At 54.9% G+C, this 21,265-nt stretch carries 19 protein-coding genes; 5 read left to right on the top strand and 14 right to left on the bottom strand.

What is annotated here, in order from left to right; translation table 11 throughout:
• Nucleotide 1: 1 nt before the first annotated feature.
• The 9 genes from WCO56_08080 to WCO56_08040 all read right to left on the bottom strand — a co-directional run bounded on the left by WCO56_08080 (nt 2) and on the right by WCO56_08040 (nt 8,482).
• Nucleotides 2–1,075, bottom strand: coding sequence for a glycosyltransferase family 2 protein (locus WCO56_08080; GenBank protein ID MEI7729516.1), 1,074 nt, complete (start codon nt 1,073–1,075; stop codon nt 2–4).
• A 1-nt stretch (nt 1,076) separates the two neighbouring features.
• Nucleotides 1,077–2,267 carry a glycosyltransferase gene (locus tag WCO56_08075; protein ID MEI7729515.1) on the bottom strand — a complete coding sequence of 397 codons (1,191 nt, stop codon included), beginning with the start codon at nt 2,265–2,267 and terminating at the stop codon, nt 1,077–1,079.
• Nucleotides 2,268–2,292: 25 nt separating this feature from the next.
• The gene (locus WCO56_08070; protein MEI7729514.1) at nt 2,293–3,339 is read right to left on the bottom strand and encodes a glycosyltransferase family 4 protein; all 1,047 of its coding nucleotides are present in this window, start codon (nt 3,337–3,339) and stop codon (nt 2,293–2,295) included.
• A gap of 122 nt (nt 3,340–3,461) precedes the next feature.
• Complete coding sequence (locus tag WCO56_08065) at nt 3,462–4,277, bottom strand: FkbM family methyltransferase (GenBank protein ID MEI7729513.1); 816 nt, start codon at nt 4,275–4,277, stop codon at nt 3,462–3,464.
• Nucleotides 4,278–4,312: 35 nt separating this feature from the next.
• On the bottom strand, nt 4,313–5,647 hold the full coding sequence (locus WCO56_08060; GenBank protein MEI7729512.1) for an ABC transporter ATP-binding protein: 1,335 nt from the start codon (nt 5,645–5,647) through the stop codon (nt 4,313–4,315).
• Between the two features lie 17 nt (nt 5,648–5,664).
• The gene (locus tag WCO56_08055; GenBank protein ID MEI7729511.1) at nt 5,665–6,555 is read right to left on the bottom strand and encodes an ABC transporter permease; all 891 of its coding nucleotides are present in this window, start codon (nt 6,553–6,555) and stop codon (nt 5,665–5,667) included.
• A gap of 12 nt (nt 6,556–6,567) precedes the next feature.
• Entirely contained in the window at nt 6,568–7,290 is a 723-nt protein-coding gene (locus WCO56_08050) for a hypothetical protein (protein MEI7729510.1), read from the bottom strand.
• A 143-nt stretch (nt 7,291–7,433) separates the two neighbouring features.
• Entirely contained in the window at nt 7,434–7,958 is a 525-nt protein-coding gene (locus WCO56_08045) for a hypothetical protein (protein ID MEI7729509.1), read from the bottom strand.
• 62 nt (nt 7,959–8,020) lie between these two features.
• Nucleotides 8,021–8,482, bottom strand: coding sequence for an Rrf2 family transcriptional regulator (locus WCO56_08040; protein ID MEI7729508.1), 462 nt, complete (start codon nt 8,480–8,482; stop codon nt 8,021–8,023).
• Nucleotides 8,483–8,725: 243 nt separating this feature from the next.
• Between WCO56_08040 and WCO56_08035 the strand changes: the two genes are divergently transcribed.
• From WCO56_08035 to WCO56_08020, 4 genes are all read left to right on the top strand, one after another.
• Nucleotides 8,726–9,688 carry a sulfate ABC transporter substrate-binding protein gene (locus WCO56_08035; protein MEI7729507.1) on the top strand — a complete coding sequence of 321 codons (963 nt, stop codon included), beginning with the start codon at nt 8,726–8,728 and terminating at the stop codon, nt 9,686–9,688.
• Between the two features lie 85 nt (nt 9,689–9,773).
• Nucleotides 9,774–10,598, top strand: a complete 825-nt coding sequence (gene cysT, locus WCO56_08030) for a sulfate ABC transporter permease subunit CysT (GenBank protein ID MEI7729506.1) — start codon at nt 9,774–9,776, stop codon at nt 10,596–10,598.
• 3 nt (nt 10,599–10,601) lie between these two features.
• The gene (cysW, locus tag WCO56_08025) at nt 10,602–11,519 is read left to right on the top strand and encodes a sulfate ABC transporter permease subunit CysW (GenBank protein MEI7729505.1); all 918 of its coding nucleotides are present in this window, start codon (nt 10,602–10,604) and stop codon (nt 11,517–11,519) included.
• A 20-nt stretch (nt 11,520–11,539) separates the two neighbouring features.
• Nucleotides 11,540–12,643 (top strand): ABC transporter ATP-binding protein, encoded by a 1,104-nt coding sequence (locus WCO56_08020; GenBank protein ID MEI7729504.1) that lies wholly within the window; start codon nt 11,540–11,542, stop codon nt 12,641–12,643.
• 17 nt (nt 12,644–12,660) lie between these two features.
• Here WCO56_08020 and WCO56_08015 read toward each other — a convergent pair whose 3' ends face one another.
• The 4 genes from WCO56_08015 to WCO56_08000 all read right to left on the bottom strand — a co-directional run bounded on the left by WCO56_08015 (nt 12,661) and on the right by WCO56_08000 (nt 18,948).
• Nucleotides 12,661–15,762 (bottom strand): efflux RND transporter permease subunit, encoded by a 3,102-nt coding sequence (locus tag WCO56_08015; GenBank protein MEI7729503.1) that lies wholly within the window; start codon nt 15,760–15,762, stop codon nt 12,661–12,663.
• A 1-nt stretch (nt 15,763) separates the two neighbouring features.
• Nucleotides 15,764–16,771, bottom strand: coding sequence for a hypothetical protein (locus WCO56_08010; protein ID MEI7729502.1), 1,008 nt, complete (start codon nt 16,769–16,771; stop codon nt 15,764–15,766).
• A complete protein-coding gene (locus tag WCO56_08005; GenBank protein ID MEI7729501.1) occupies nt 16,768–18,201 on the bottom strand; it encodes a TolC family protein in 1,434 nt (477 codons plus the stop codon). The genes WCO56_08010 and WCO56_08005 overlap by 4 nt, the downstream gene beginning before the upstream one ends.
• A 159-nt stretch (nt 18,202–18,360) precedes the next feature.
• Entirely contained in the window at nt 18,361–18,948 is a 588-nt protein-coding gene (locus WCO56_08000) for an acetate uptake transporter (GenBank protein MEI7729500.1), read from the bottom strand.
• A 109-nt stretch (nt 18,949–19,057) separates the two neighbouring features.
• On the opposite strand from WCO56_08000, the gene WCO56_07995 reads away from it, so the two are divergent.
• Nucleotides 19,058–19,447: an RbsD/FucU family protein gene (locus WCO56_07995; GenBank protein ID MEI7729499.1), complete on the top strand. Its 390-nt coding sequence runs from the start codon at nt 19,058–19,060 to the stop codon at nt 19,445–19,447.
• A 17-nt stretch (nt 19,448–19,464) separates the two neighbouring features.
• Here WCO56_07995 and WCO56_07990 read toward each other — a convergent pair whose 3' ends face one another.
• The gene (locus tag WCO56_07990) at nt 19,465–20,133 is read right to left on the bottom strand and encodes a nucleoside monophosphate kinase (GenBank protein ID MEI7729498.1); all 669 of its coding nucleotides are present in this window, start codon (nt 20,131–20,133) and stop codon (nt 19,465–19,467) included.
• Nucleotides 20,134–21,265 lie beyond the last annotated feature (1,132 nt).

Here is a 21,265-nt window from a genome sequence, read left to right as displayed (position 1 = left end):
GTTATGCGATTTGTGAAGAACAGGACGGTGGTTTGCCGTACAGTGTGTTTTTCAAAGCACCCCGTGTTACCAGGCGCACCAGTTCATATCGCTCTTTCAAGGTCGGCTGGCCATACGCGCGCAAGGCGGAACGGTTGAATGCCCGCCAAGTCCAGAACCCCACCCCCCCGGCACTATGACAAACCTGATACCAACGTTCATAAAGAATTTGGCGGAGCGGGTTAGACTGATAAACCCCGTGTTGCTGATTGCCTGCATCAATCTTTAGCAGCCATTCTTCCGCCAACATCACCGCGCTTTGAGCGGTTCCGTGGTGAAACTGCATCATTCGCAAATGCACTGCCATTTCCTCCGCTGTTGGCTCAATGCCCAAGCGGAATAACTGTCTGCTCATGATACGCTCCAGGCAATCCGTGGCCTGATCCCTTTTCCGATGCGTCAAATTTTGCGGATGTTCCCGATACCAAGTGAGCACCTTGGGTACCACATAACCCATATATGAAACCACCAGACGCGACCAAAATTCATAATCCGAGGCAACCGCCAAAGTGACGTCAAAACGTTCTTGCGCCACACATTCCCGCCGACATATAAACGTCGAAGTGCTCAGACAATTATAAAATAACAGCGTTGCCGCCAATTGTGCCGAAGCGCCCTTAAATCCATAAGCAGTTCCGGTGGGATCGCCTTGATCGTTCATGTTCTGCACCCAACCATTGACCATGCCGCATTCAGAATGTTGCTCCAAATAACCAACTTGTAATGCCAACCGGTCAGAACTGGCAAGATCATCGCAATCAAAAAACGCAATGTAACGGCCCCGCGCTTCCTGAAGACCAAGGTTGCGAGCCGCTGCTGGTCCTTGATTCTTGGGCTGCTTAAAACAGCGCACCCGTGGGTCACCAATGGATTTAAGCGTCGCCCAACTCGCATCCGCAGACCCGTCATCAATTGCCAACAACTCGAAGTCTCCCCATGTTTGCCCCAAAATGCTCGCGATGCCGGCTCGCAAAAACGGTTCACCATTATAAACCGGCATGATTACCGAGACCTGTGGATGAGAGTCGGACACCATATTACCGAGACGCTAATCCCATCTCCTTAAACGCTACTTCCAGTCGCTTCTGCCAGGTGTGGTCTCGGCGACTGCGCTCCAACCCGGCTATCCGTATGCGCTCCCGTTCTTCGTCATGACTCAGGTAATAAGTGGCCTTTTCAATCAACTCGTCGGCATTTCTAAAGCAAACGATTTCTTTCCCGATTTCAAAAAAGTTCTCAAGCTCATCAAAGTACTCCGCCAGGTAGAACCCGCCACTCATTGGAACCTCGAAGTCTCTCAACCGCACCTGCTGTATGCGCTGATTTGTACGGTGGGTTTCTCCGCAGGAAGAAAACCCAAGGTTAATCTTGGAGCGGCTATAGAGTTTGATCATTTCCTCATCCGACAAAACGCCACCGATGATACCGCCCGGCAGCGCGACGTGCGGCGCACTGACAACAGTTGGCGAAATAGGATCTGCATCTCTCTGCAAGAGCGGAGACGCCATAAAAATGTCCTTATATTTGGCTGCACGGCGTCGAAGACCGCGCCAAACTCGTTGGGCATTCCATTTTTCCGGCGATATGGGATTGGGGGAAAAATAGTTCCAATTCTCCCCCCACACGCGAACACCCAAGCCAGCCTGCAGCAACTGCCGGATATACTCGGGGCGATCGCCATACGCTTGACCGACGAAGGTCAAATCGTATTCCCGGGGTAAATCATACGCCCGGTAAATGGACGGATTCGCCGCCATTTGACAATAAATCGGCCGGGCACCAATCCGCAGATAATCAGGAATCCGATGCCGCTCCGGCGTTAAAATATAATCGTACTGCGGGCTTGTTTTCTCAATGAGATGAAACTGATGTGACGCGTTGCAATACCAATTGACCGTCACGATGCCCATGGCTTTAATCGCCTCAATTGCCTCCGGCATGATACAGGCATCATAAAAATAACTAAACATGAGAGCCACCGGCTTTTGCTCGTGAAGACGGCGTAGCTGTCTTACTAAGGCTTCGCTCAGGCGCGGCCTATTAGTGGCAATATACGCGGCTTGAGACGGATCCGACGGATCCAGTTTCCGCATGGTCTCGGTCAAATCATAATCGAACTCGACCAACTCATGCCCCATCTCCTTCAGGGTAAGATGGAAACTATTGCGCCAAATCTGCGAGGCAAAATTGGCGTTGGGCGTGTCCACGATGGCATAGAAGATACGCATAAAGTGATGGCCGCGTCAGCTTGCTCTAAGCGCCCTCGATCTGGCAGAGTTGGGTCAGCCATTGCTCGCGCAAGCGAGCCGGGGCAAAAACCTGTTCCGCCCAAGCGCGATTTTCCCGACTGATGGCACCCATGTCGTTCTCGGCACACCAACTGATTTTACTGGCCAGATCCTTCACTTTGGGAAGTTTGAAATGAGCCTGAGGAATATATTGAGTTTGTTCCGCCGGATATTTTCCCCACTTGGTGGCCACCAACATGGACTTACGAGTCACATATTCGTTCATTGGGGGGTAATCAGTCGTAATTAACGGCATTCCACTTGCCATCGCCTCCAACAGTGCGAACCCCAGTCCTTCGCACTTGGAGGGATGTACCGCAACATCGCCTTCTTTGTATAAATCCCGGAAATCTGCGAGATTACCTCGCTTGATCTGGATACGCGAATCGTTAATAGACACTGTGAGTTCATTTTGTACTCTTACAATCAATTGTATCTCAGGCTTGCGCACCAATGAAAATGCTTCCAACGTTTCCACGGTTGCTTTGCGATCATCCTTCTCAAATAGTCCTGCATTATGCACAAACACTCGAGCTGGGCCTGATCGAATGCGATTAGGCAGGGAAGCCACATCCACAGGCCACGTCAATTGAACCGTGTTACGAAAGCCAAATTTGCGCATCAATTGCGCACTGAAGCCTGTATTGCATACAAACACATCGCAGCTTTGCCAGATCTTCGCATAATACCGAAACCATTCCCAAAGCACAAACATGACCACTTTGATCCCCATGGAACTGGCTGCTTCAATGGTCTTATGCGCGTACTCACTATCTTCAAATAGGATAATTCCATGAAGTCCGGCCAACTGGCTTTGCAACACTTCCCCACCCTGCTCCCAGACCAGCATCGCGTCGCGTCCTGAAAGCGGATTGGATTTGAGACGTCTGTTCGGAGCGACCAAGACCCGAATGGGATCCAAGAGACGGCGAAGATCTTGGGTCATTCTGCCCACCCCGGTCTCATTGTTAGGCGCCACAATGGCCCATTTTTCAAGGTTAATCACATGCATAAATCAATGACATTTGACTTGGATAATGACCAATATATGCAGTACGTCTTAGTAACTGTTGCCGTTGTCGCCATTGCGCAGTGACTATTTGTCGCCCCTTGCGGCGATTATGCATTCCAGAATTAAAACCGCAAATTCTTATATAAAATGACACCTGTTTGGCCCTGTTTCACACCTCGTGCCGGTTGGATTTCAGATACCAACGCGAAGCCCTGCTGATCTGCCATGGTCTGGATTTGACGTTGCCCCCCCCCCCCGCGATGCCAGGAATGCCATTCCACCAGCAAGTACCGCGCCTGCCGAGTCAAGTCGGAATAGCTCGACAGAAACTCATACTCAGCACCCTCCACATCCAGTTTTATCAAATCATACGGTCCAGGAAACTTCCGCGCAATCTCGATGGCCGTCAGTACTTTTACTCTTGCCACCGTACCGATCTGCCCATCAATCGCCTTAAGCGAAGAAGCCATGTAGCCACGTTCCACGAATTCGCATTCACCAGGCTCATTAGCGATGGCACCAAGTTGGAAAGTCCATTGCTGGTCCAATCCGTTAATACGGATCAACCGCTCTAACCATGCCTCATGCTGACGGTCAGCGTCCACCAATAAAGCCGCGCAGATGCCGTTTGCATTTTGACGACGACGCTGCCAGAGCAGCCACAAGGAAAAAAATCCCGCATGACACCCCATGTCCACCCAGCATTGCGGCATGGGCATTTTCTCCAACAAATTATCGTATTCCCGTCCTAGAAAAATTTCAGAAAAACAACTTCCAATATCTTCGTTAAAAGGAGGACAGCAAAGCCCTTGCCCTAATGGTACGCGTATATCCAGTTCCGGCGCATAATGCAGTTTGATCTGAAATATCAGGCGTCGGCGCCAAGCACCCCAACCCAGAAAAACCCTCCAAAATAGATTATTTATGCTATGCAACATGGCTTGCTCTGCTCATTTTAACCAGCTCCACTTGGTCAGGGTTCACGCCGACCGGTGGTTAAAGCAGGGATGGTCTCAACTTTCCATGCCAACCTTGGACGCACAATACCCGGTAATTTAATTTTAACGTGCCCATGCCGTTCCAAATCCTGAACCTGGAAACTCAAACAAAATGGCGTTAAGATGCTCATACTCCCTAACGGTGTTTCGGCACCAAGTTGAATTTGATATTGCCCTTCATTCAACACGTATGGCGGAAATCGGCACACACTTACATAGACATTAGGTTGGCGAACATTGTCCATTGCCTCGTTCACATCATTTGACCCACACACCACCACCCCTTCGTTCGTTTGCATCATGAAACCAATGCGCATCCCGCTAAGGTGCTTGCTCAATTCATATTCCACGCAAATATCAAAACCCTCATCATGGTGGACCGTGTTGACAATGTTCCCGGCACCATTTCGAATGTAAGCACAATGCATGACGAAACCGTCCGCTTGCGGCGCCTCATTCGCGTTCCAAGTCACGATGGTTTCCCCGGTTGAACTGCCTTCCAGATACCTCTGAATTGTCTCTGCCGACGCTCCGTCAAAAGCCTTCGTGCCGCCCGTCAGCAACAAAGACCGGGTGCATAGTGCTCGCAAGGCTGCCATGTTATGGCTGACAAACAACACGGTCCGTCCAAGATCGTGCGAGACTTGTTTCATTTTGCCAAGGCACTTTTGCTGAAACGCATGGTCGCCCACAGCCAAGACTTCATCAATCAAAAGGATTTCGGGGTCGAGATGCGCCGCCACAGCAAAGGCCAGACGCACACACATTCCGCTGGAATAGCGTTTCACCGGTGTATCTATAAACTTTTCCACCCCGGCAAAATCCACAATCTCATCGAACTTGCTCCGGATTTCCGCCTTGGTCATCCCCAAAATCACACCGTTTAAAAAGATATTTTCTCGGCCAGTCAGTTCCGGATGAAAACCCGTTCCCACCTCCAGCAGACTCGCGATACGGCCTTTAATGCGTACTTCTCCCCGGGTCGGCGCCGTAACTCGTGAAAATATTTTGAGCAGCGTACTTTTTCCCGCCCCATTGCGCCCAATGATTCCCATCACTTCACCGCGCTTGACTTCAAAGGAAAGATCGCGCAGCGCCCAAATCTCATCGGTTTGAAGACCACTGGCGACATCACCACCCGCTCTTGTCCCGTTGGCGTTGTCAGCCGGTTCGATTGCCGCATACGGATCCGATTTTCCACGTACCCGGTGCCACCAGCGGTTCAAGTCGTGGCGCAACGTACCGGTTCCAACTACACCGAGTCGGTATTTTTTCCACAGACTGTCCACCTGAATCGCAATATCACTCATAGCCGAAGGTCCTTCGTCTAAACTGTATCCATGAACGTCCGCTCGACGTGGTTGAACAGCACTATGCCCACAAATAAAATGATGACTGTAGTCACCGCACTGATCAGTAGATGGATAGGATTAAACGTTCCCGCCCCTAAAAACGCGTAGCGAAATGTTTCAATGACCGGGGCCATGGGGTTTGCCAGCACGATCCAACGATACTTTTCTGCGATGATTGAGAGTGGATAAATAACCGGCGTAGCATACATGGCCAGTTGCACTCCAAAGGTGACCAGAATTTGCAAATCCCGATATTTTACGGTCAGCGCCGAAACAATAATGCCAGTACCCAACCCCAGCGCGGCCATGATCAGCAGCAAGACCGGGGTCAGGAGCACCAAAGCATTGGGATGAATAGCCGCCCCCTGCACCCAATAGTATGCCATGAAACTGGCAAACAGCAGAAATTGGATCCCGAACTTAACGAGGTTACTGAAGACGATCGAAAGTGGAACCGCTAAACGCGGAAAATACACCTTCCCAAAAATATTGGCGTTATTGATGAAAGTTCCCGAAGTGCGGTTCAGGCATTCAGAAAAATAGTTCCACCCAGTGATGCCAGCCATATAAAACAAGACCGGTGGCAGACTATCGGTGGAAAGTTTCGCCACCTTTCCAAACACCACGGTAAAAAGCAGCGTCGTGAACAGTGGTTGAATGAAATACCACAGCGGTCCGAGGATGGTCTGCTTATATTGTGCGACGAAATCGCGCCAGAAAAACATCATCGTCAAGTCACGATAGCGCCATAATTCCCCAAGTTGTAGTTCAAACCAGCCGTGGCGGGGACGCAGAATCGTGTCCCAGCTCGATTCACTCAATTGGGAACCCACCAGCGTGGGATTGAAATTAGTATTCTCGCTCATAGTCCGATCTGATTACGCTACCGCCACTCGCCGCGCTACGCCTTCGTTGTATAATGACGAACCAGGTGATACGGTTTCCCGAAGCTCATAGCGTATAATATCGTGTTTCACCTCGACATGATATGCTCCGTTTTTGCTTGTGATATATTTTGTTAAAGCATCAATTGTAGGATAATCACCCGTACCGACAAAGTGCCGTGCATCATCAATTAATAGAATATGATTCAGCATTTTCGCATTGAAAACAGCATCCAATTCCTCCCATATTGGACACTCTTTATCTCCTTTTGCTGTTGGGCCTGAGGAGTAATGTCCATCCAACCAAAATATGGCGGGTTCATTTATAGATTTTAAAATGTTCGGCAGCATTTTCCCACTATCGCCCTGTACAATGCGAACGTGTTTATCCTTGGCAAATCTTTGTTGTGCCTTCACAAACAAATCAACTCCCAGCTCAATCGAAATAATTTTCTTGAAGTTGGTTTTCTGCGCTTCCACCATATCGCCATTGAACGTCCCCGTTTCCACCAAAATGTTGTATCCATATTTGCGTTGATACTCTCCAATGGTCCTTTGTTTTACGATATGAGGCGGTGGTACCGGACACCCCCTTGCCTGCCAATCGGCGATTTCCTTTTTACCCAGCCGTTCGACTACGGCCATTTTCCGCCGCTCCAACACGATTTGAGGAACAAACGGTCGTAGTATTTTCTTAATCAAGTTCACCGTTTCCATGGTTTTTCGTTATAACACTGGTCATGGTCTGGTCTAATCATGCTACCGCCATTCGCCGCCATCGCACCTTGAGCGCGATGGGCGTTCTCGCCTTCACCACGATGTTTAATCCGCCGTTTCATACGACGGTATGTCTATCTGATTTACCCGAGCAGTTTGGCCAGTACGGGTGCCAATTGCCGCCCCCGCTTTTCCCACTGTCGCAGTTTCCGGACGCGCATGCCCAATTCTCCCCGCTCGGATTCCGGTACCTGAGCCAAACCCCGCTCAATTCGTTCCAGCCGTTCCAGACTGGATTCAAAATGCGGCCCCAGTTGCTTGCTCAAAAAACCGCCCGCCAACCGGCGCAATTCGGTTTCCGCCTTGAAATGGTCGCACCGACTGCCAGCCGCATACACAGTTTGAACCGCTCCCAGATTGCGCAAAAACTTGAGTCCCTGGCTGGCCGACCCCTTGCTGACTGACAAACGGCCCATGATTTGGTCCATGGAGAGTGGCTGCAAACTCAAGAAGAGCAGTCCGTATATTTCCGCGACGGATTTAGGCAAGCCGAGCAGGCGTGCCAGATGAACGAAAAAATCAATGACTTCAGTTTCCAGCGCCGTTAGTGGCGCAGGAGACTGACGATCTCGTGGAGCAAGGCTACGAGATTCCAATTGCAGCGTCATGGGCATAGGCTAGCCTAATTTTCATTTTGTTCAATAAAAAATGAACATTTTTCCATACCGCGTCAAATCACGTAATCCGTCGGATTGTTTAGATCACCTTGGAGCTTGCGATAACGTGCGCAAAGGTCTGCCACCGTGATGTTATCCATGGTTTTCACAATGGCATCACGCACCTCTTTCATGATGCTGCGGATGCCGCATCGCGCCTCATCCGGGCACGAGCATTGCTGATAAAAATTCTCGCTTACGCACCGGACTGGCGCCAGCGCCCCATCCAAGTGCCGAATCACCGAGGCTAGGGAAATCTGCTCGGGCGGCTTGGCCAGGCGATACCCGCCATTGGTACCGCGTCGGCTTTCCACGATGCCGGCATTTTTTAAATCGTTAAGAATTTGCTCTAAGAAGCGTTTAGGGATATGCTGCTGGGATGAAATTGTTTCAATGGGGACCACCGGCTGCTCATAGGACATCCCCAAGACAGCCAGAGCACGGAGAGCATATTCACTGCGCAACGTTAACTTCATGGCCATATTGTGGATACTTGACCGATTTTATCAAGTATAAAAACAAATTTGACATTTTGCTGTGATTCAGCATTTTATGCATCCTTAGTATTTCGATTATAAAAGTGTGTTTTATGGTTTATGAAAGTGATTTTTATGAAAATGGCACCGTTGAATTCCGGTCAATCTTTCGTTAGCTGGCCAGCGTTAGCTGTCGCGATTTACGGTCGTTTGATAAGCGCGGCAGGGGTGCTGCTTTGCGGTATGGTCCTGAGCAACGTTGCCGGGGCCGGAGAATTCACGCTGCTCAACGCCTCGTATGATCCCACGAGGGAGTTGTATCGGGACATCAACACGGTATTCATCAAACAGTGGGAGACCAAGACGGGTGATAAGCTTTCCATCCAACAATCCCATGGCGGGTCCGGCAAACAGGCCAGGGCGGTCATTGATGGGTTAAAGGCCGATGTGGTGACGCTGGCACTGGCCTATGACATTGATATGATTGCGGAAAAGGGTCGGCTTTTGAGTGCGGATTGGCAAAAGCGCTTACCGCATAACAGCACCCCGTACGCTTCGACCATCGTTTTCCTGGTGCGCAAAGGAAATCCTAAGAACATCAAGGATTGGGATGACTTGGCCCGGCCCGGCGTTTCAGTGATAACTCCCAACCCAAAGACTTCGGGCGGCGCGCGCTGGAATTACCTGGCGGCCTGGGGCTATGCTTTGAAGAAAAACCAAGGCGATCAGGCGAAAGCCAAAGCGTTTGTCACGGCCATTTTCCGCAATGTTCCGATCTTGGATTCCGGGGCGCGCGGCGCTACCACCTCCTTCACTCAACGAGGCATCGGTGATGTGCTGATTGCCTGGGAAAATGAGGCCCATCTGGCGCTCAAGGAAATGAGCGGCGAAAAGAATGAACTCGTGGTGCCTTCCATCAGCATTCTGGCCGAACCGCCGGTGGCCATCGTGGACGAGGTCGTGAAACACAAAGGCACCGAGGCCGTTGCCAAAGCGTATCTGAATTTCCTCTACAGCGAAACCGGGCAGGAGATCATTGCCCGACATTATTACCGTCCGCAGTTTGAGCCAGCGGCGTCACGCGCGGAAAAGCAATTGGGGAAAGTGCAACTATTCACGATTGATGAACTGTTTGGCGGTTGGGCAAATGCCCAAAAGACGCATTTCTCCGAAGGTGCCGCCTTCGACCAGATGCCGCGGCATTAGACCGGAAAAAGTTTTCAAGAATGCTTGGCTTTTTTTATCATGCGCCTAGAGTTACGGAAGTTCAGGTTTGAAAACCTAATTGCGCATGCCTAATCGCCCAAAACGATTGTTGCCCGGCTTCGGCCTGACGATGGGCTTTTCTCTGTGTTATCTGAGCATCCTCGTGCTGATCCCCATTGGCGCGATGTTCTTGCGGGTCGCTGAAATGTCATGGGCGGACTTCTGGCGATTAGCCACCACCGAGCGCGCCTTGGCCGCCTACAAGCTCACCTTTGGCGCGTCGTTTGCCGCCGCGCTGGCCAACGCCATCTTCGGCACCCTGCTGGCCTGGGTGCTGGTGCGCTATGATTTTCCCGGTCGCCGATTTCTGGACGCGCTGATTGATTTTCCCTTTGCGCTACCCACGGCCGTGGCAGGCCTGACGCTGGCCAACCTGTTTGCGGCCAACGGCTGGCTCGGCCACTTCCTGACGCCCCTGGGCATCCAAGGAGCTTACAGCCGGCTGGGAGTGGTGATCGCCCTGACCTTCGTCGGCATGCCGTTTGTGGTCCGCACCCTGCAACCGGTCATCGAAAGCATGGATCGCGATGTGGAAGAAGCCGCCGCCATCCTCGGCGCGGGGCGCTTCCGCACTTTTTGCAGCGTCATCGCCCCCACGCTCTGGCCGCCGATCCTCACTGGGTTCTCCCTGGCCTTTGCACGGGCCATTGGCGAATACGGTTCCATCGTATTTATCTCCGGGAATCTGCCGTTTAAAACCGAGATTGCCCCCTACCTCATCGTGATGCGCCTGGAAGAGTACGATTACCATGGCGCAATTACGCTGGCGGTGGTGCTGCTGGCGATTTCCTTCGTGCTGCTGGCACTGGTCAACTGGCTCGAACAATGGGCGAGTCGCTTTCAACACTGAACTATGGCTGGCACCATCAAACGCAACTGGGCGAAGGAACGCCGCCAATCGCAGCGCGGCTCGGAAGAGCATCCCGTGGTCAAATGGACGCTGATCGTGATCGCCCTGGCGTTCGCGCTGGTGTTCCTGCTGCTGCCGCTGCTGAACGTCTTTGTGCAGGCGTTCGCCAAAGGCTGGGCATACTATCTGAAATCCCTGACGCACCCTGACTCCTGGTCCGCCATCAAACTCACCCTGCTGGTATCCGTGATTTCCGTGCCGCTGAACGTGGTCTTTGGCGTCGCTGCCGCCTGGGCGATCACCAAGTTCGAGTTCCGGTGGAAATCATTTCTCATCACGCTGATTGATCTGCCGTTTTCCGTCTCCCCGGTGGTGGCGGGGTTGATGTTCGTGGTGCTGTTCGGCACCCAGGGATTCCTCGGCCCCTGGCTGGGCCGGCACGACCTTCAAATCATCTTCGCCGTGCCGGGCATTGTACTGGCCACGGTGTTCATTACCTTCCCCTTTGTCGCCCGCGAACTGATCCCGCTCATGCAATCGCAAGGCACCGAGCAGGAGCAGGCGGCGCTGACGCTGGGTGCGAGCGGCTGGCAAACCTTCTGGCACGTCACCCTGCCCTCTATCAAGTGGGGCCTGCTCTTCGGCATCATCCTGTGCAACGCGCGGGCCATGGGCGAATTCGGCGCGGTCTCGGTGGTCTCGGGCCACATCACCGGGCAGACGGATACCATGCCGCTGCGCGTGGAGAAACTGTACAACGAATACAACGCCGCCGCCGCCTTTGCGGTCGCCAGCCTGCTAGCCATGCTGGCGCTCGTCACCCTCCTGCTCAAGACCTACCTGGAATGGCGGACCCACCGCGAACTGGAACTGGCGCAAACGGTGGAAACCCCGCCCCTCGAAAACGAACCGCACTACTGATTGCAACGCCACAACGCCACATGAGCATCCAACTTAAAAACATCAGCAAACGCTTTGGCGACGTCGCCGCCGTCAGCCAGATCAATTTTGAAGTCGAAGACGGCGAACTCATGGCGCTGCTCGGCCCCAGCGGCGGCGGCAAGACCACCGTTCTGCGCATGATCGCCGGTTTGGAAACGCCCACCGAAGGCGACATCTTCGTCCATGGCCAAAAGGTCAACGATGTGCCCGTGCAACAACGCAACATCGGGTTCGTGTTCCAGAACTACGCCCTCTTCAAGAGCATGTCCGTCTTCGATAACATCGCCTTCGGCCTGAAAATCAAAAACTGGAAGCGCGAAGATCGCGAAGCGCGTGTCCAGGAACTGCTCGAACTTTTCGGCCTCCAAGGCTTGGAAAAGCGGCATCCGCACCAGCTCTCCGGCGGGCAGCGCCAGCGCGTGGCCATCGCCCGCGCCCTCGCCTCCAAGCCGGACGTCCTGCTGCTCGACGAACCGTTCGGCGCGGTGGACGCCAAAATCCGGCAGGAACTCCGCGAATGGTTGGTCCGCCTGCACCACGATCTGAACGTCACCACCATCTTCGTCACGCACGATCAGGAGGAGGCCATGGAAGTCTCCAAGCGCATCGCCATTTTCTCCCGTGGCCACCTTGAACAAATCGGCACCCCCCGCGAAGTCTATGAGCGGCCGGTCAACGAATTCGTCGCCCGCTTCATCGGCGTCATGAACATGCTCGAAACCGAGGTAAAGAATGGCGTGGCGCGCTACGGCGAACTGGAATTCCCGGCGCACGGCCTGGGCGAAGGCCAGAAAATGCGCATCGGCTTCCGCCCCTACGCGGTGCAGATTTCCGGCGACCTCACCCAATACCGTTACCACGCCATCCTGCGGCACACCTTCTTTCTGGGCGTCGCCTTGCGGTTGGAATTGGAAATGCCGTCCGGCCTGACCGTGCGGGCGCGTGTGTCCAAGGAAGACTATTCGGTCCATGGCCTCTCCGAAGGCAGCGAAGTCTCGTTCCAGATTAAGCAGTACCGGGTGCTGGCCCAAGAGGGTGCCGAACTGCCGCCGGAAACCTCGGTGGCCCACGAACTGCCGCCCAACTTCGCAGACGGAATCTAAGCGTCGCCGCTGCGGCGTTATTCCGCCTGATTGAATTTGGCAAAGTGCAACGCCAGCGTGGGGAGCACGAGGAGGTTGAGCAGTGTTGATGTGGCCAGACCGCCCAAGATGACCATCGCCATGGGGCCTTCAATCTCGCGACCCGCTTCCCCCGCCCCCAAAGCCAGCGGCAACAACCCCAACGCGGTGACGGTGGCGGTCATCAGGATCGGCATCAGGCGTTCGGAAGCGCCCCGCAGGGCCGCATCCACGCCCCAGGTCATCCCTTCGTTTTTCACGAGGTTCTCAAAGTGGGAAATCATCATGATAGAATTGCGCATGGTGATGCCGAAGAGGGTCACAAAACCCACCAGCGCGCCGATGCTCAAGGTGCCGCTCTCGCCGAACTTCTTGCAAAGCCAAAGGGTTAACACACCACCCACCAAGGCAAAGGGCAGATTGCACAGCACCAGCAGCAGGTTGCGCCAGCTACGAAAGGCCACCGCCAGCAACAGCAGGATGCCCACCGCCGCAATGGCGGAATGGAGGAGGAGTTGATGGCGGGCCTTCTGCTGGGCTTCGGCGGCGCCGCTGTAGTTCAAATAGAGGTCGTGGGGCAAGGTGACTTTGGCGCGGATGCTCTCGCGGGCCTCGGCCACGAAGGTTTCGATGTCACGATTCTCCACGTTGCAGGTGACGGTCTGCCGCCGGCGCGCCCCCTCGCGCAGGATGCTGAAGCGGCCGTTGCCCATTTCAATTTCGGCCACTTCACTCAGCGGCACCGAGAGCCCTTGGGAATTGCGGAGCATCAGCGTGCCCACGGATTCCGGGTCGCGACGGAAGGAGTCGGCCATGATGACGGCGAGATCGGTGACTTGGTTGCCGCGATAGGTCTGCGCGGCCACGGTGCCTTGATAGGCGGTTTGGATGGCCTCCAGCACCTCGACGGGCCGCATACCGAATTGCGAAAGGCGGTCGAAACGCAGGCGGATGGTCAGGCGCGGCGAACCGGGCGGCGACTTGACTTGCACATCGCGGGCGCCCTTGACGGTTTGCAGCACCTGCGCCACTTCCGCGCCCTTTTCATCCAGCAGATCGAAGTCGTCGCCAAAGAGGCTGACCACCACCTGAGCGGTTTCGCCGGAGATGGATTCACCAATGCGGTCACCGAGGAAGGTGAGCACTTCAAATTGGATGCCCGGAAACTCGCCGAGGATTTTGCGGATTTCGTCAGACATCTTTTCCTCTTCCTCAGCAGGCATACGTTTCAATTCAACGTGAAACTCGCTGCGATGCGGGCCCCAAGGATCCTCCCCCTGCTCTGCCCGGCCGATCTGTTGCTCCACAGTGTCAATCTTGGGATGCGCCAGGAGGGCAGCCGCCAGTTGTTTGCCCAGCCGCATCATCTCGGGCAGCGACGTGCCCGGCGCGGTGCTGACTTGCAGGACGAAATGGCCTTCGCGAAATTCCGGCAGGAACTCCCCGCCCAATTGCGGCAACCGGGTGACCGCCCACACGCACGCCGCCGCGACGAGAATGATCAGCAGCGAGGGAACGCGCAGAATCCATTTGAGAATCCAGCCGTACGCCGCCTTGAGCATCCGTTGCAGCCATGGTTCCGATAAGCTGCGAACCCCCCGGCCAAAAAAAAGGAAGGCCAGCGCGGGCGTCAGCGTCAGCGCCATGACCAGCGAGGCCAGGATGGCCAGGATGTAGCTTTGCGCCAGTGGCGCGAAGAAGCTCCCTTGCAGGCCAGTGAGCGTCAGCACCGGCAGGAACACCAGCACCACCACGAACGTGGCAAACACCACCGCCCGGCGCACTTCCAGGGAAGCGTCCAGGACCACCGCAAAGGCCGGACGCGGTTGGGCCAGCGCCCGATTCTCCCGTAATCGGCGAAAGATATTTTCCACATCAATGATTGAATCGTCCACCACTTCGCCCAAGGCGATGGCTAATCCGCCCAGGGTGATGGTGTTCAGCGTAATGCCCAGCTTGTCCAGAATGATGACCGCCGTCAGCAAGGACAGCGGAATGGCCGTGATGGAGATCAGCGCGGTGCGGATGCTGCCCAGCAGGATGAACAACACCACCGCCACCAGGATGCCGCCCAGCGCCAGGGAGCCTTTCATGTTGGTGAGGGCCGTCTCGATAAAGGTAGCGGGGCGATGCAGGCGCGGATAGAGCGTGATGCCTTCCTGCTTAAACACGGGCTTCAATTCTTCGAGCGCGACTTCAAGTTCCCGCGTAACTTCCATGGTGTTGGCGCCGTATTGGCTCGACATGGTGAGCAGGATGCCCGGCTTGCCCATGATCAGGGAATCGCCGAACTTCGGCTCCACGCCCTCCACCACCCGGGCCAAATCCCGCAGCAGCACGCTCTGGCCATCCCGATGCGCCACCACCACGCCGCCCAGGATTTCCGGATCGAGCGTCTGCCCCTCGGTTTGGAGCAGCACCCGTTGGTTCTGGTTCTCGATGAACCCGGCGCCTTGCACGCCAGTGGCCGCACGCGCGGCCGCCAGGATATCCGTCAGCGCCACCCCGCGCGCCCGCAATTTCTCCGGGTCCACCTGGATTTGCCATTGGCGGACATCGCCGCCGAAGACGCTGCACTTGGCCACGCCCGGAACCGCCAACAACCTGGGCCGCACGGTCCAATCGGCAAACGTCCGGAGTTCCATTGGCGACATTTTATCGGAGAGCATCCCCACCTTGAGCATGTCCATGGTGGATGAGGTTAGCGGCGACATCTTGGGCGTCCTGACACCGGCCGGCAACTGCCCGACCACCGCCGTCAGCTTTTCCGCCAGCATTTGGCGGGCGGTATAAATTTCCGTGCCCTCCTTGAACACCACGGTGATGATGGAAAGCCCCTGGATGGACTCGGAGCGCATGGCCTCCTGGTTGCCGAGGCCGTTGACCGCAGTTTCCACGGGGCGCGTCACGAGCGCCTCGACCTGCTCGGGGGATAGCCCCGGAGCTTCCGTCTGGATGACCACCTGGGGCGGCACAAAGTCCGGGAAGACATCCAGCTTGGCATTCCGGGCCACGTACAAGCCGAACGCCAGCAGCAGACAGGCAAGCGCCACCACCACACCCCGGAACCGGAGGGAAAACTGAACGATAGCTTGCAACATGTTAGTCAGCGCCCCCCTTGGCCTTGAGTTCTTCGGATAACAACTGCTGCGCTCCAGCCACGACGACTTTGTCCCCCGTCTTTATATCTTTGATCACGAATGCACCGCGATCCGTGAACCGTTTCACCACCACCTCCACACGCTCAAAGGTCTCAGCGCCGGTCTGGACATAAACGAAGTTTTCCCCCTCATGGCGGATCAACGCCTCGCGAGGCACCAGCACGCCCGTTTCTGATTGGCCCGGGATAGTCATCCAACCGACGACCGCGCAACCCGGCGGCAGGGAAATCTGGCCGGGATCCGTTTGGAACATGAACCCCTGCCCTTGCGTCAGCGGATCGGCACTGGTGACGGCACTGAGAAACCGCGCCTCCAACCGGCTATCTTCTGCCGACAAAGGAGCCACTTGCGCGGACAATGGCTGGCCGGAGATGGCGGAGCCCAAAGGCAAATCCAAGCGAACCAGCACGGTCGTCTGCTGAATTAACTGACGAATGAAGGCGGATAAATCCGATCGGGACGCCACCGCTTTGCCCCAAGCCAGCGCGATCCGCTCCTGGATCGCCGCAATCTGCAGGCGGCTCTGCTGGACGGTGGTTTCCGCCGCTTCAATGGCGCGCGCCGAGGCATTCTGATCCTGCGCCAACCGGCGCAGGCGCTCCTGCTCCTTGAGCGCGGCCTGCATCGCGTTCTCAATCACGGCCAATTCTGAAACCATGGCAGCCAGGGGGGCGGGGTCCAGAACGCGCCCGAACGTCTTCACTTCAGGCTTGAGCTGGGCGACGGTCAAGGCCGCCACTTGCAGACCGCTGCGAGCCTGCGCGGCGGCGTCCAGTTTGAGGAAGGTCTGGCCATTGGTGGTATGCTGGAGAAAGGACTCCTTTTGCTCGCCGTGGGCTTCCTCTTTCTTTTCGGGAGCTTTCTCCTCGTGGCCGGAGTTGCCGAACCACCAGGCGCCCAGGCCGCCAAGCGCCGCACCAAGGACCAATCCTAAAATGATGTTTTTCACGGTTTTGTTTGCTGAGGGGTTATGGGTTTGGCGGCATCAGATGGCGCCGCTAACGGACCGACCTGGCTGGCATCCAGCCAGGTTAAAAATGCCTGTTCCACTTTATAGCGCGCTTCGAACAGCGCCAGTTCATTGGCGGCCAACTCCACCCGCGTGGCCAATAGATCCAGGCGATCCAGCGCGCCGGCATCCACCAGGCTTTGCTGCGAGCGGCGCTGCGTTTCCAAGGCCGCGCGCACCGGCTCCATCGCTGCTTGATGCGCTTGCGCGGCCTGAAGCGAGGCGGAGGCTAGGTCCAAATCCGAGAGCACGCGCGCCTGCAACGCCATGAATCGTACGGCCGCCGCCTCGCGCCGGGCTTTGGCCTCGGCAATGGGGCCCTGGTTCTGGTTCAGCACCGGCAACTCCAAACTCATGCCGAGCGTCCATTTGCTATTGCCCTGATCCCATTGATAGCCGGGCGAGAGATGCACATCGGGATATTGCCGCGCGATCTCAAGCTGCAAGGAGGCCTGAGTGGCGGCGTACTCCTCCAGCGCGGCCAAAATCTCCGGGCGCTGCTGCAGCACCTGCTGGCGGCGTTCGGGAATATTGAGGGACGCTGCCGGGCGCGGGGACGGTCCGGCAAAGACATCCATGCTGATATTCACCCCTTGCAGAGCGCGGGCGGGCAAGCCGATGGCATCCGCCAACCTGGGCAAAGCTTCCATGGACACCCGCTTGGCATCATCCAGATCTACCAGAATCCTGGTTCGCTGCACCCGGGCGGGCATGAGTTCCACCGCCGTCAGCGCCCCAGCCGTCACCCGCTGTTCCAGGGAACGGATCATTTCATCCTGCGCCTGCAATTGGGTTTCAAGAAAAGTCTGGCGCTTGCGGGCGGCCGCCCATTCCAAGGCAGTTGCCCGAATGTGCGTGCGCACCTGCCAGGCCGCCGTTGCCACTCCAAAGTAGGCCGCGAAGGAGGCGTGCCGCGCTTGTTCGATGCGGTCATTGCGCTTGCCGGCAGTTTCGATCGGCACGTCGAGAGAAAGCCCCGGCATCCATGGATTCAGGCCGGTGCCAGCGGTGGCGCTATAGCCGAACACGGAGGAAATTACGGGATTGAGCCGCCCGCCAGCGGTCACAATTCCGGCCCGTGCGACTTCGTATTGAGCGCGCGCCACCGCGATGGAAGAATGGAAATGCCAGCCGGCCCACGTCAGGCTCTCGATGTCCCATGATTTGCGGGGCCATTCCCGCGCCAAAGCGGGGGCGTTGGTGGCGAGAAACTGCCGTAACGATGCATCCTCGAGGCCGCGAGCCTCCAATGCCGCCGCAGACTGCATCGGCATTAACGGCTTGGCTTCGTACCGGATACACCCGGTCATCCCAGCCGTCAGAGCCAGGATCGCACACAAATTAATGGCCTGTCTCATCAGGTTTGTCATGGCACAATTCGCGGCATCATGCACAAGTCCCTGGATGAAATGAAGCAGAATTACGAATTTTCAGGCGTCAAAAAACTTTGACGCGGGAGACGGGCCAACCAGCCACACACTGCAAGGGAGAATGCAGCGCCTCAAGCCATTACCAGCCAACGTATCCCGTCAGGCCTTGGGGCATTCGCCGATGGGCAACACCGTCCGGCCATGCATCTCATTCAGCACTTGAGCCGCACCCAGATAAATAGCGGAGAGACCGGTGAAAATACCCTCGTAGCCGGCAATGGTGGTCCACATGGCATTGCCGGTGAAATCGCCAGCGGCCAACAAGAAGAATAATAGGGTCAAGGTGGCGAATACCGTAATCAAGGCTTTATTGGTTTTCAAGGCCCCCACGAGGAGAATGAACGTGAATAATCCCCAAACGACGAGATAGCAACCCACCGCCTTTTTATCGGTGGCAGTCACACCTGCCACTTTGGGCAGCACCCAAAGCACAACCAAGCTCAACCAGAACAACCCGTAGGAAGTGAACGCCACCGTGCCAAAGGTGTTCTTTTTCTTCCACTCCATAATGCCGACGATGACTTGCGCCACGCCACCATAGCAAATCCCCATGGCCATGATCATACTGTTCAACTCATAGAACCCGGCATTATGCAGGTTGAGCAACACGGTAGTCATGCCGAAGGCGAACAACCCGAGCGGGGCTGGATTGGCTGTATTATCTTTTATAATGGTCTCATTAGTCATAACAACGGGCAAACCTTACCTTGAACTTTGGTTTTGTCGAACGGAATTTTATAGATTTTGGCACCCCCATGATTTAAGCTGTGGACGGACCTTAAATTTATAACTACTTATGTTGAAAACTGGCATTTTGAATCCGCGCATCAACGACCTGCTCAGCCGGGTGCGTCATACGAACACCTTTGTCATCTCGGATCGCGGCTTTCCGTTCTGGCCGCAAATCGAGACGGTGGATATTTCCCTGGTGGATGATCTACCGACGGTACTGCAAGTGCTCAATGCGATCCGGCCTAACTTTGTGCTCGGCAAGGCCTGGATGGCGCGGGAATTCCTGGAGCATAACACCCCTGCCACTCAACTTGCGTTTGCGAAAGCCCTCAAAGGGGTCACCCTGACCCATGAACCGCATGTGGAGTTCAAGAAACGCGTACCCCAGGCGATTGGACTGATCCGCACGGGTGATACCACCCAATATGCGAACATGATTCTCGAATCGGCCTGAGGTTGAGCGGCGGGCCATCAGGCAGACCGCGAGGAACCGAGCTTGCCGGCATGGGCCTTATCCAGTGCGCCGCAAATCTGCGCTTGAACCTGATCAGGCGGTTGGGTGCCATCCGCCTGCACGATCATTTCCTTGCGGCTGAACAAATCCAGGATGGGTTGGGTCTTGTCGTGATATTCCTTGAGGCGTTCCTTGATGGAATCCGGGTTATCATCCTGGCGGCTGATCAGTTTACCGCCGCAGACGTCGCAGACATCCTCTTGTTTGGGTCGGTGGAAAATCAGGTTATAATCCAGTCCGCATTTGGAACAGAGCCGGCGGCTTAGCATTCGGTCAACCACCACGTCATCGGGCACTTCGATATTGATCACGGCATCAATATCGTATGATTCCAGGAAAAATTCTGCTTGCGGGCGGTTACGCGGAAAGCCATCCAGGATGAACCCATAGTTCCAGTCATGCTGGTCCAAACGAAACTTGACCACTTCCTCGACCACATCATCGGAAACCAGCGCCCCGGAAGCGATGATGCGCTGCACACGCGCGGCCATCTTGGTATGGTTTTGGATGTTCCAGCGGAAAATATCGCCCACGGAAATATGAATGAGGTCATAGATTTTGCACAAGCGGGTTGCCTGGGTGCCCTTGCCAGACCCATTGGCTCCCATAATGATGTATTTATTCATGGTTATTCCTGTCGTTCACTGCGTTTCGTTTTGGCACAGAACACAGGCGCATGGAATCGCCTTGCGCCTGACCAGATACTACGGTCAATACCATGCCTTGTTGTCACAATTTTTGCAATCAAACAAACGACAAATCTTTTAACCGGCTAGAACAGGTTCGTTGACATCAGGATTGTGCTAAAATTGTGCATGGGTAACAAATTCGAAGTCTGAAACCGGAACATTTTTGCAGAAATATTGTTGGGCAGAAAAATTAAAGTGAAGAAGACAGGGGCTTGGAGGCAGGAGTTAAAGCGGGCGAGGAATGCAAACCGCGAAATATGCTAAAAACGCGAATTCGAAAGACAGGATGAACGGGATGGACAGGATGGAATAAGTCCGAAGCGCGAAAACGGCAATCCGAAAGAACTTTTGCAGAAATATTTTGGGGCAGAAAAATCACCGCCAAAAGGTAGAAGCTGGGAGTTTGGAGTTGGAATGCCAGGAAAAAGTACTCCAAAAGTAGCCCAAAATTACACCAGTGTGGGCGGTGTAATGGTGAAGTTTTATGGGAGATTTGGTTCATAAGCCATTGCAAGGTAGACGGTTGAATAGTTTGCGCCGACTCACGTCGGCGACTACGCCACGGATAGGTGGTACAGTTTTGGAAATTGTGATGTTTTTGTGATGAAATAGAATTTTTCACACAAATTGTGATAAAATTGTGATGAATTTGATTTTCCACCACGGATGGGAAATCGAACATGGCAGAAAAATTTATTGGCATAAAAATTATGACCAGAAGGTGCCAAGACCGAAGACCGGAGCCCGCGAATCACGCCAATCCACGCGAATGGTTGCCGCCAGTTCGGAGTTCGCAATTCGGGTCTCGAATATATATTCATATTCATGTCATTCATGGGCCTCATGGTAGCAGGGACTGGTTGGAGTTGGTTGCCTCCCAGAGGAGAATAATTCGATTTCGGATTGCGGAGTGCGGAATGAAATATGTTCAGGCATAAAAATGCAAAATGGGACGGTTGCCAATGGGATTCCATTTTCAGCCGCCCCATTTTGATGGTTTGCATCGAGGGAGTCGGTTATTCAGGGACACTGATCATCCAGCGTTTGGCGCGGGTGCGGCGGTCGAGGT

The organism is Verrucomicrobiota bacterium, from assembly GCA_037139415.1.
In the GTDB taxonomy this organism is placed as follows: domain Bacteria; phylum Verrucomicrobiota; class Verrucomicrobiia; order Limisphaerales; family Fontisphaeraceae; genus JBAXGN01.
The sequence above is the reverse complement of the archived record's forward strand: the minus strand, read 5'-3'. Positions and strand labels throughout refer to the sequence as shown.

Coding starts and splice junctions, on each gene's coding strand:
- WCO56_08080 (MEI7729516.1), bottom strand. CDS start 1,075: ATGGTGTCCGACTCTCATCCACAGGTCTCGGTAATCATGCCGGTTTAT.
- WCO56_08075 (MEI7729515.1), bottom strand. CDS start 2,267: ATGCGTATCTTCTATGCCATCGTGGACACGCCCAACGCCAATTTTGCC.
- WCO56_08070 (MEI7729514.1), bottom strand. CDS start 3,339: ATGCATGTGATTAACCTTGAAAAATGGGCCATTGTGGCGCCTAACAAT.
- WCO56_08065 (MEI7729513.1), bottom strand. CDS start 4,277: ATGTTGCATAGCATAAATAATCTATTTTGGAGGGTTTTTCTGGGTTGG.
- WCO56_08060 (MEI7729512.1), bottom strand. CDS start 5,647: ATGAGTGATATTGCGATTCAGGTGGACAGTCTGTGGAAAAAATACCGA.
- WCO56_08055 (MEI7729511.1), bottom strand. CDS start 6,555: ATGAGCGAGAATACTAATTTCAATCCCACGCTGGTGGGTTCCCAATTG.
- WCO56_08050 (MEI7729510.1), bottom strand. CDS start 7,290: ATGGAAACGGTGAACTTGATTAAGAAAATACTACGACCGTTTGTTCCT.
- WCO56_08045 (MEI7729509.1), bottom strand. CDS start 7,958: ATGACGCTGCAATTGGAATCTCGTAGCCTTGCTCCACGAGATCGTCAG.
- WCO56_08040 (MEI7729508.1), bottom strand. CDS start 8,482: ATGAAGTTAACGTTGCGCAGTGAATATGCTCTCCGTGCTCTGGCTGTC.
- WCO56_08035 (MEI7729507.1), top strand. CDS start 8,726: ATGGTCCTGAGCAACGTTGCCGGGGCCGGAGAATTCACGCTGCTCAAC.
- cysT (MEI7729506.1), top strand. CDS start 9,774: ATGCCTAATCGCCCAAAACGATTGTTGCCCGGCTTCGGCCTGACGATG.
- cysW (MEI7729505.1), top strand. CDS start 10,602: ATGGCTGGCACCATCAAACGCAACTGGGCGAAGGAACGCCGCCAATCG.
- WCO56_08020 (MEI7729504.1), top strand. CDS start 11,540: ATGAGCATCCAACTTAAAAACATCAGCAAACGCTTTGGCGACGTCGCC.
- WCO56_08015 (MEI7729503.1), bottom strand. CDS start 15,762: ATGTTGCAAGCTATCGTTCAGTTTTCCCTCCGGTTCCGGGGTGTGGTG.
- WCO56_08005 (MEI7729501.1), bottom strand. CDS start 18,201: ATGACAAACCTGATGAGACAGGCCATTAATTTGTGTGCGATCCTGGCT.
- WCO56_08000 (MEI7729500.1), bottom strand. CDS start 18,948: ATGACTAATGAGACCATTATAAAAGATAATACAGCCAATCCAGCCCCG.
- WCO56_07995 (MEI7729499.1), top strand. CDS start 19,058: ATGTTGAAAACTGGCATTTTGAATCCGCGCATCAACGACCTGCTCAGC.
- WCO56_07990 (MEI7729498.1), bottom strand. CDS start 20,133: ATGAATAAATACATCATTATGGGAGCCAATGGGTCTGGCAAGGGCACC.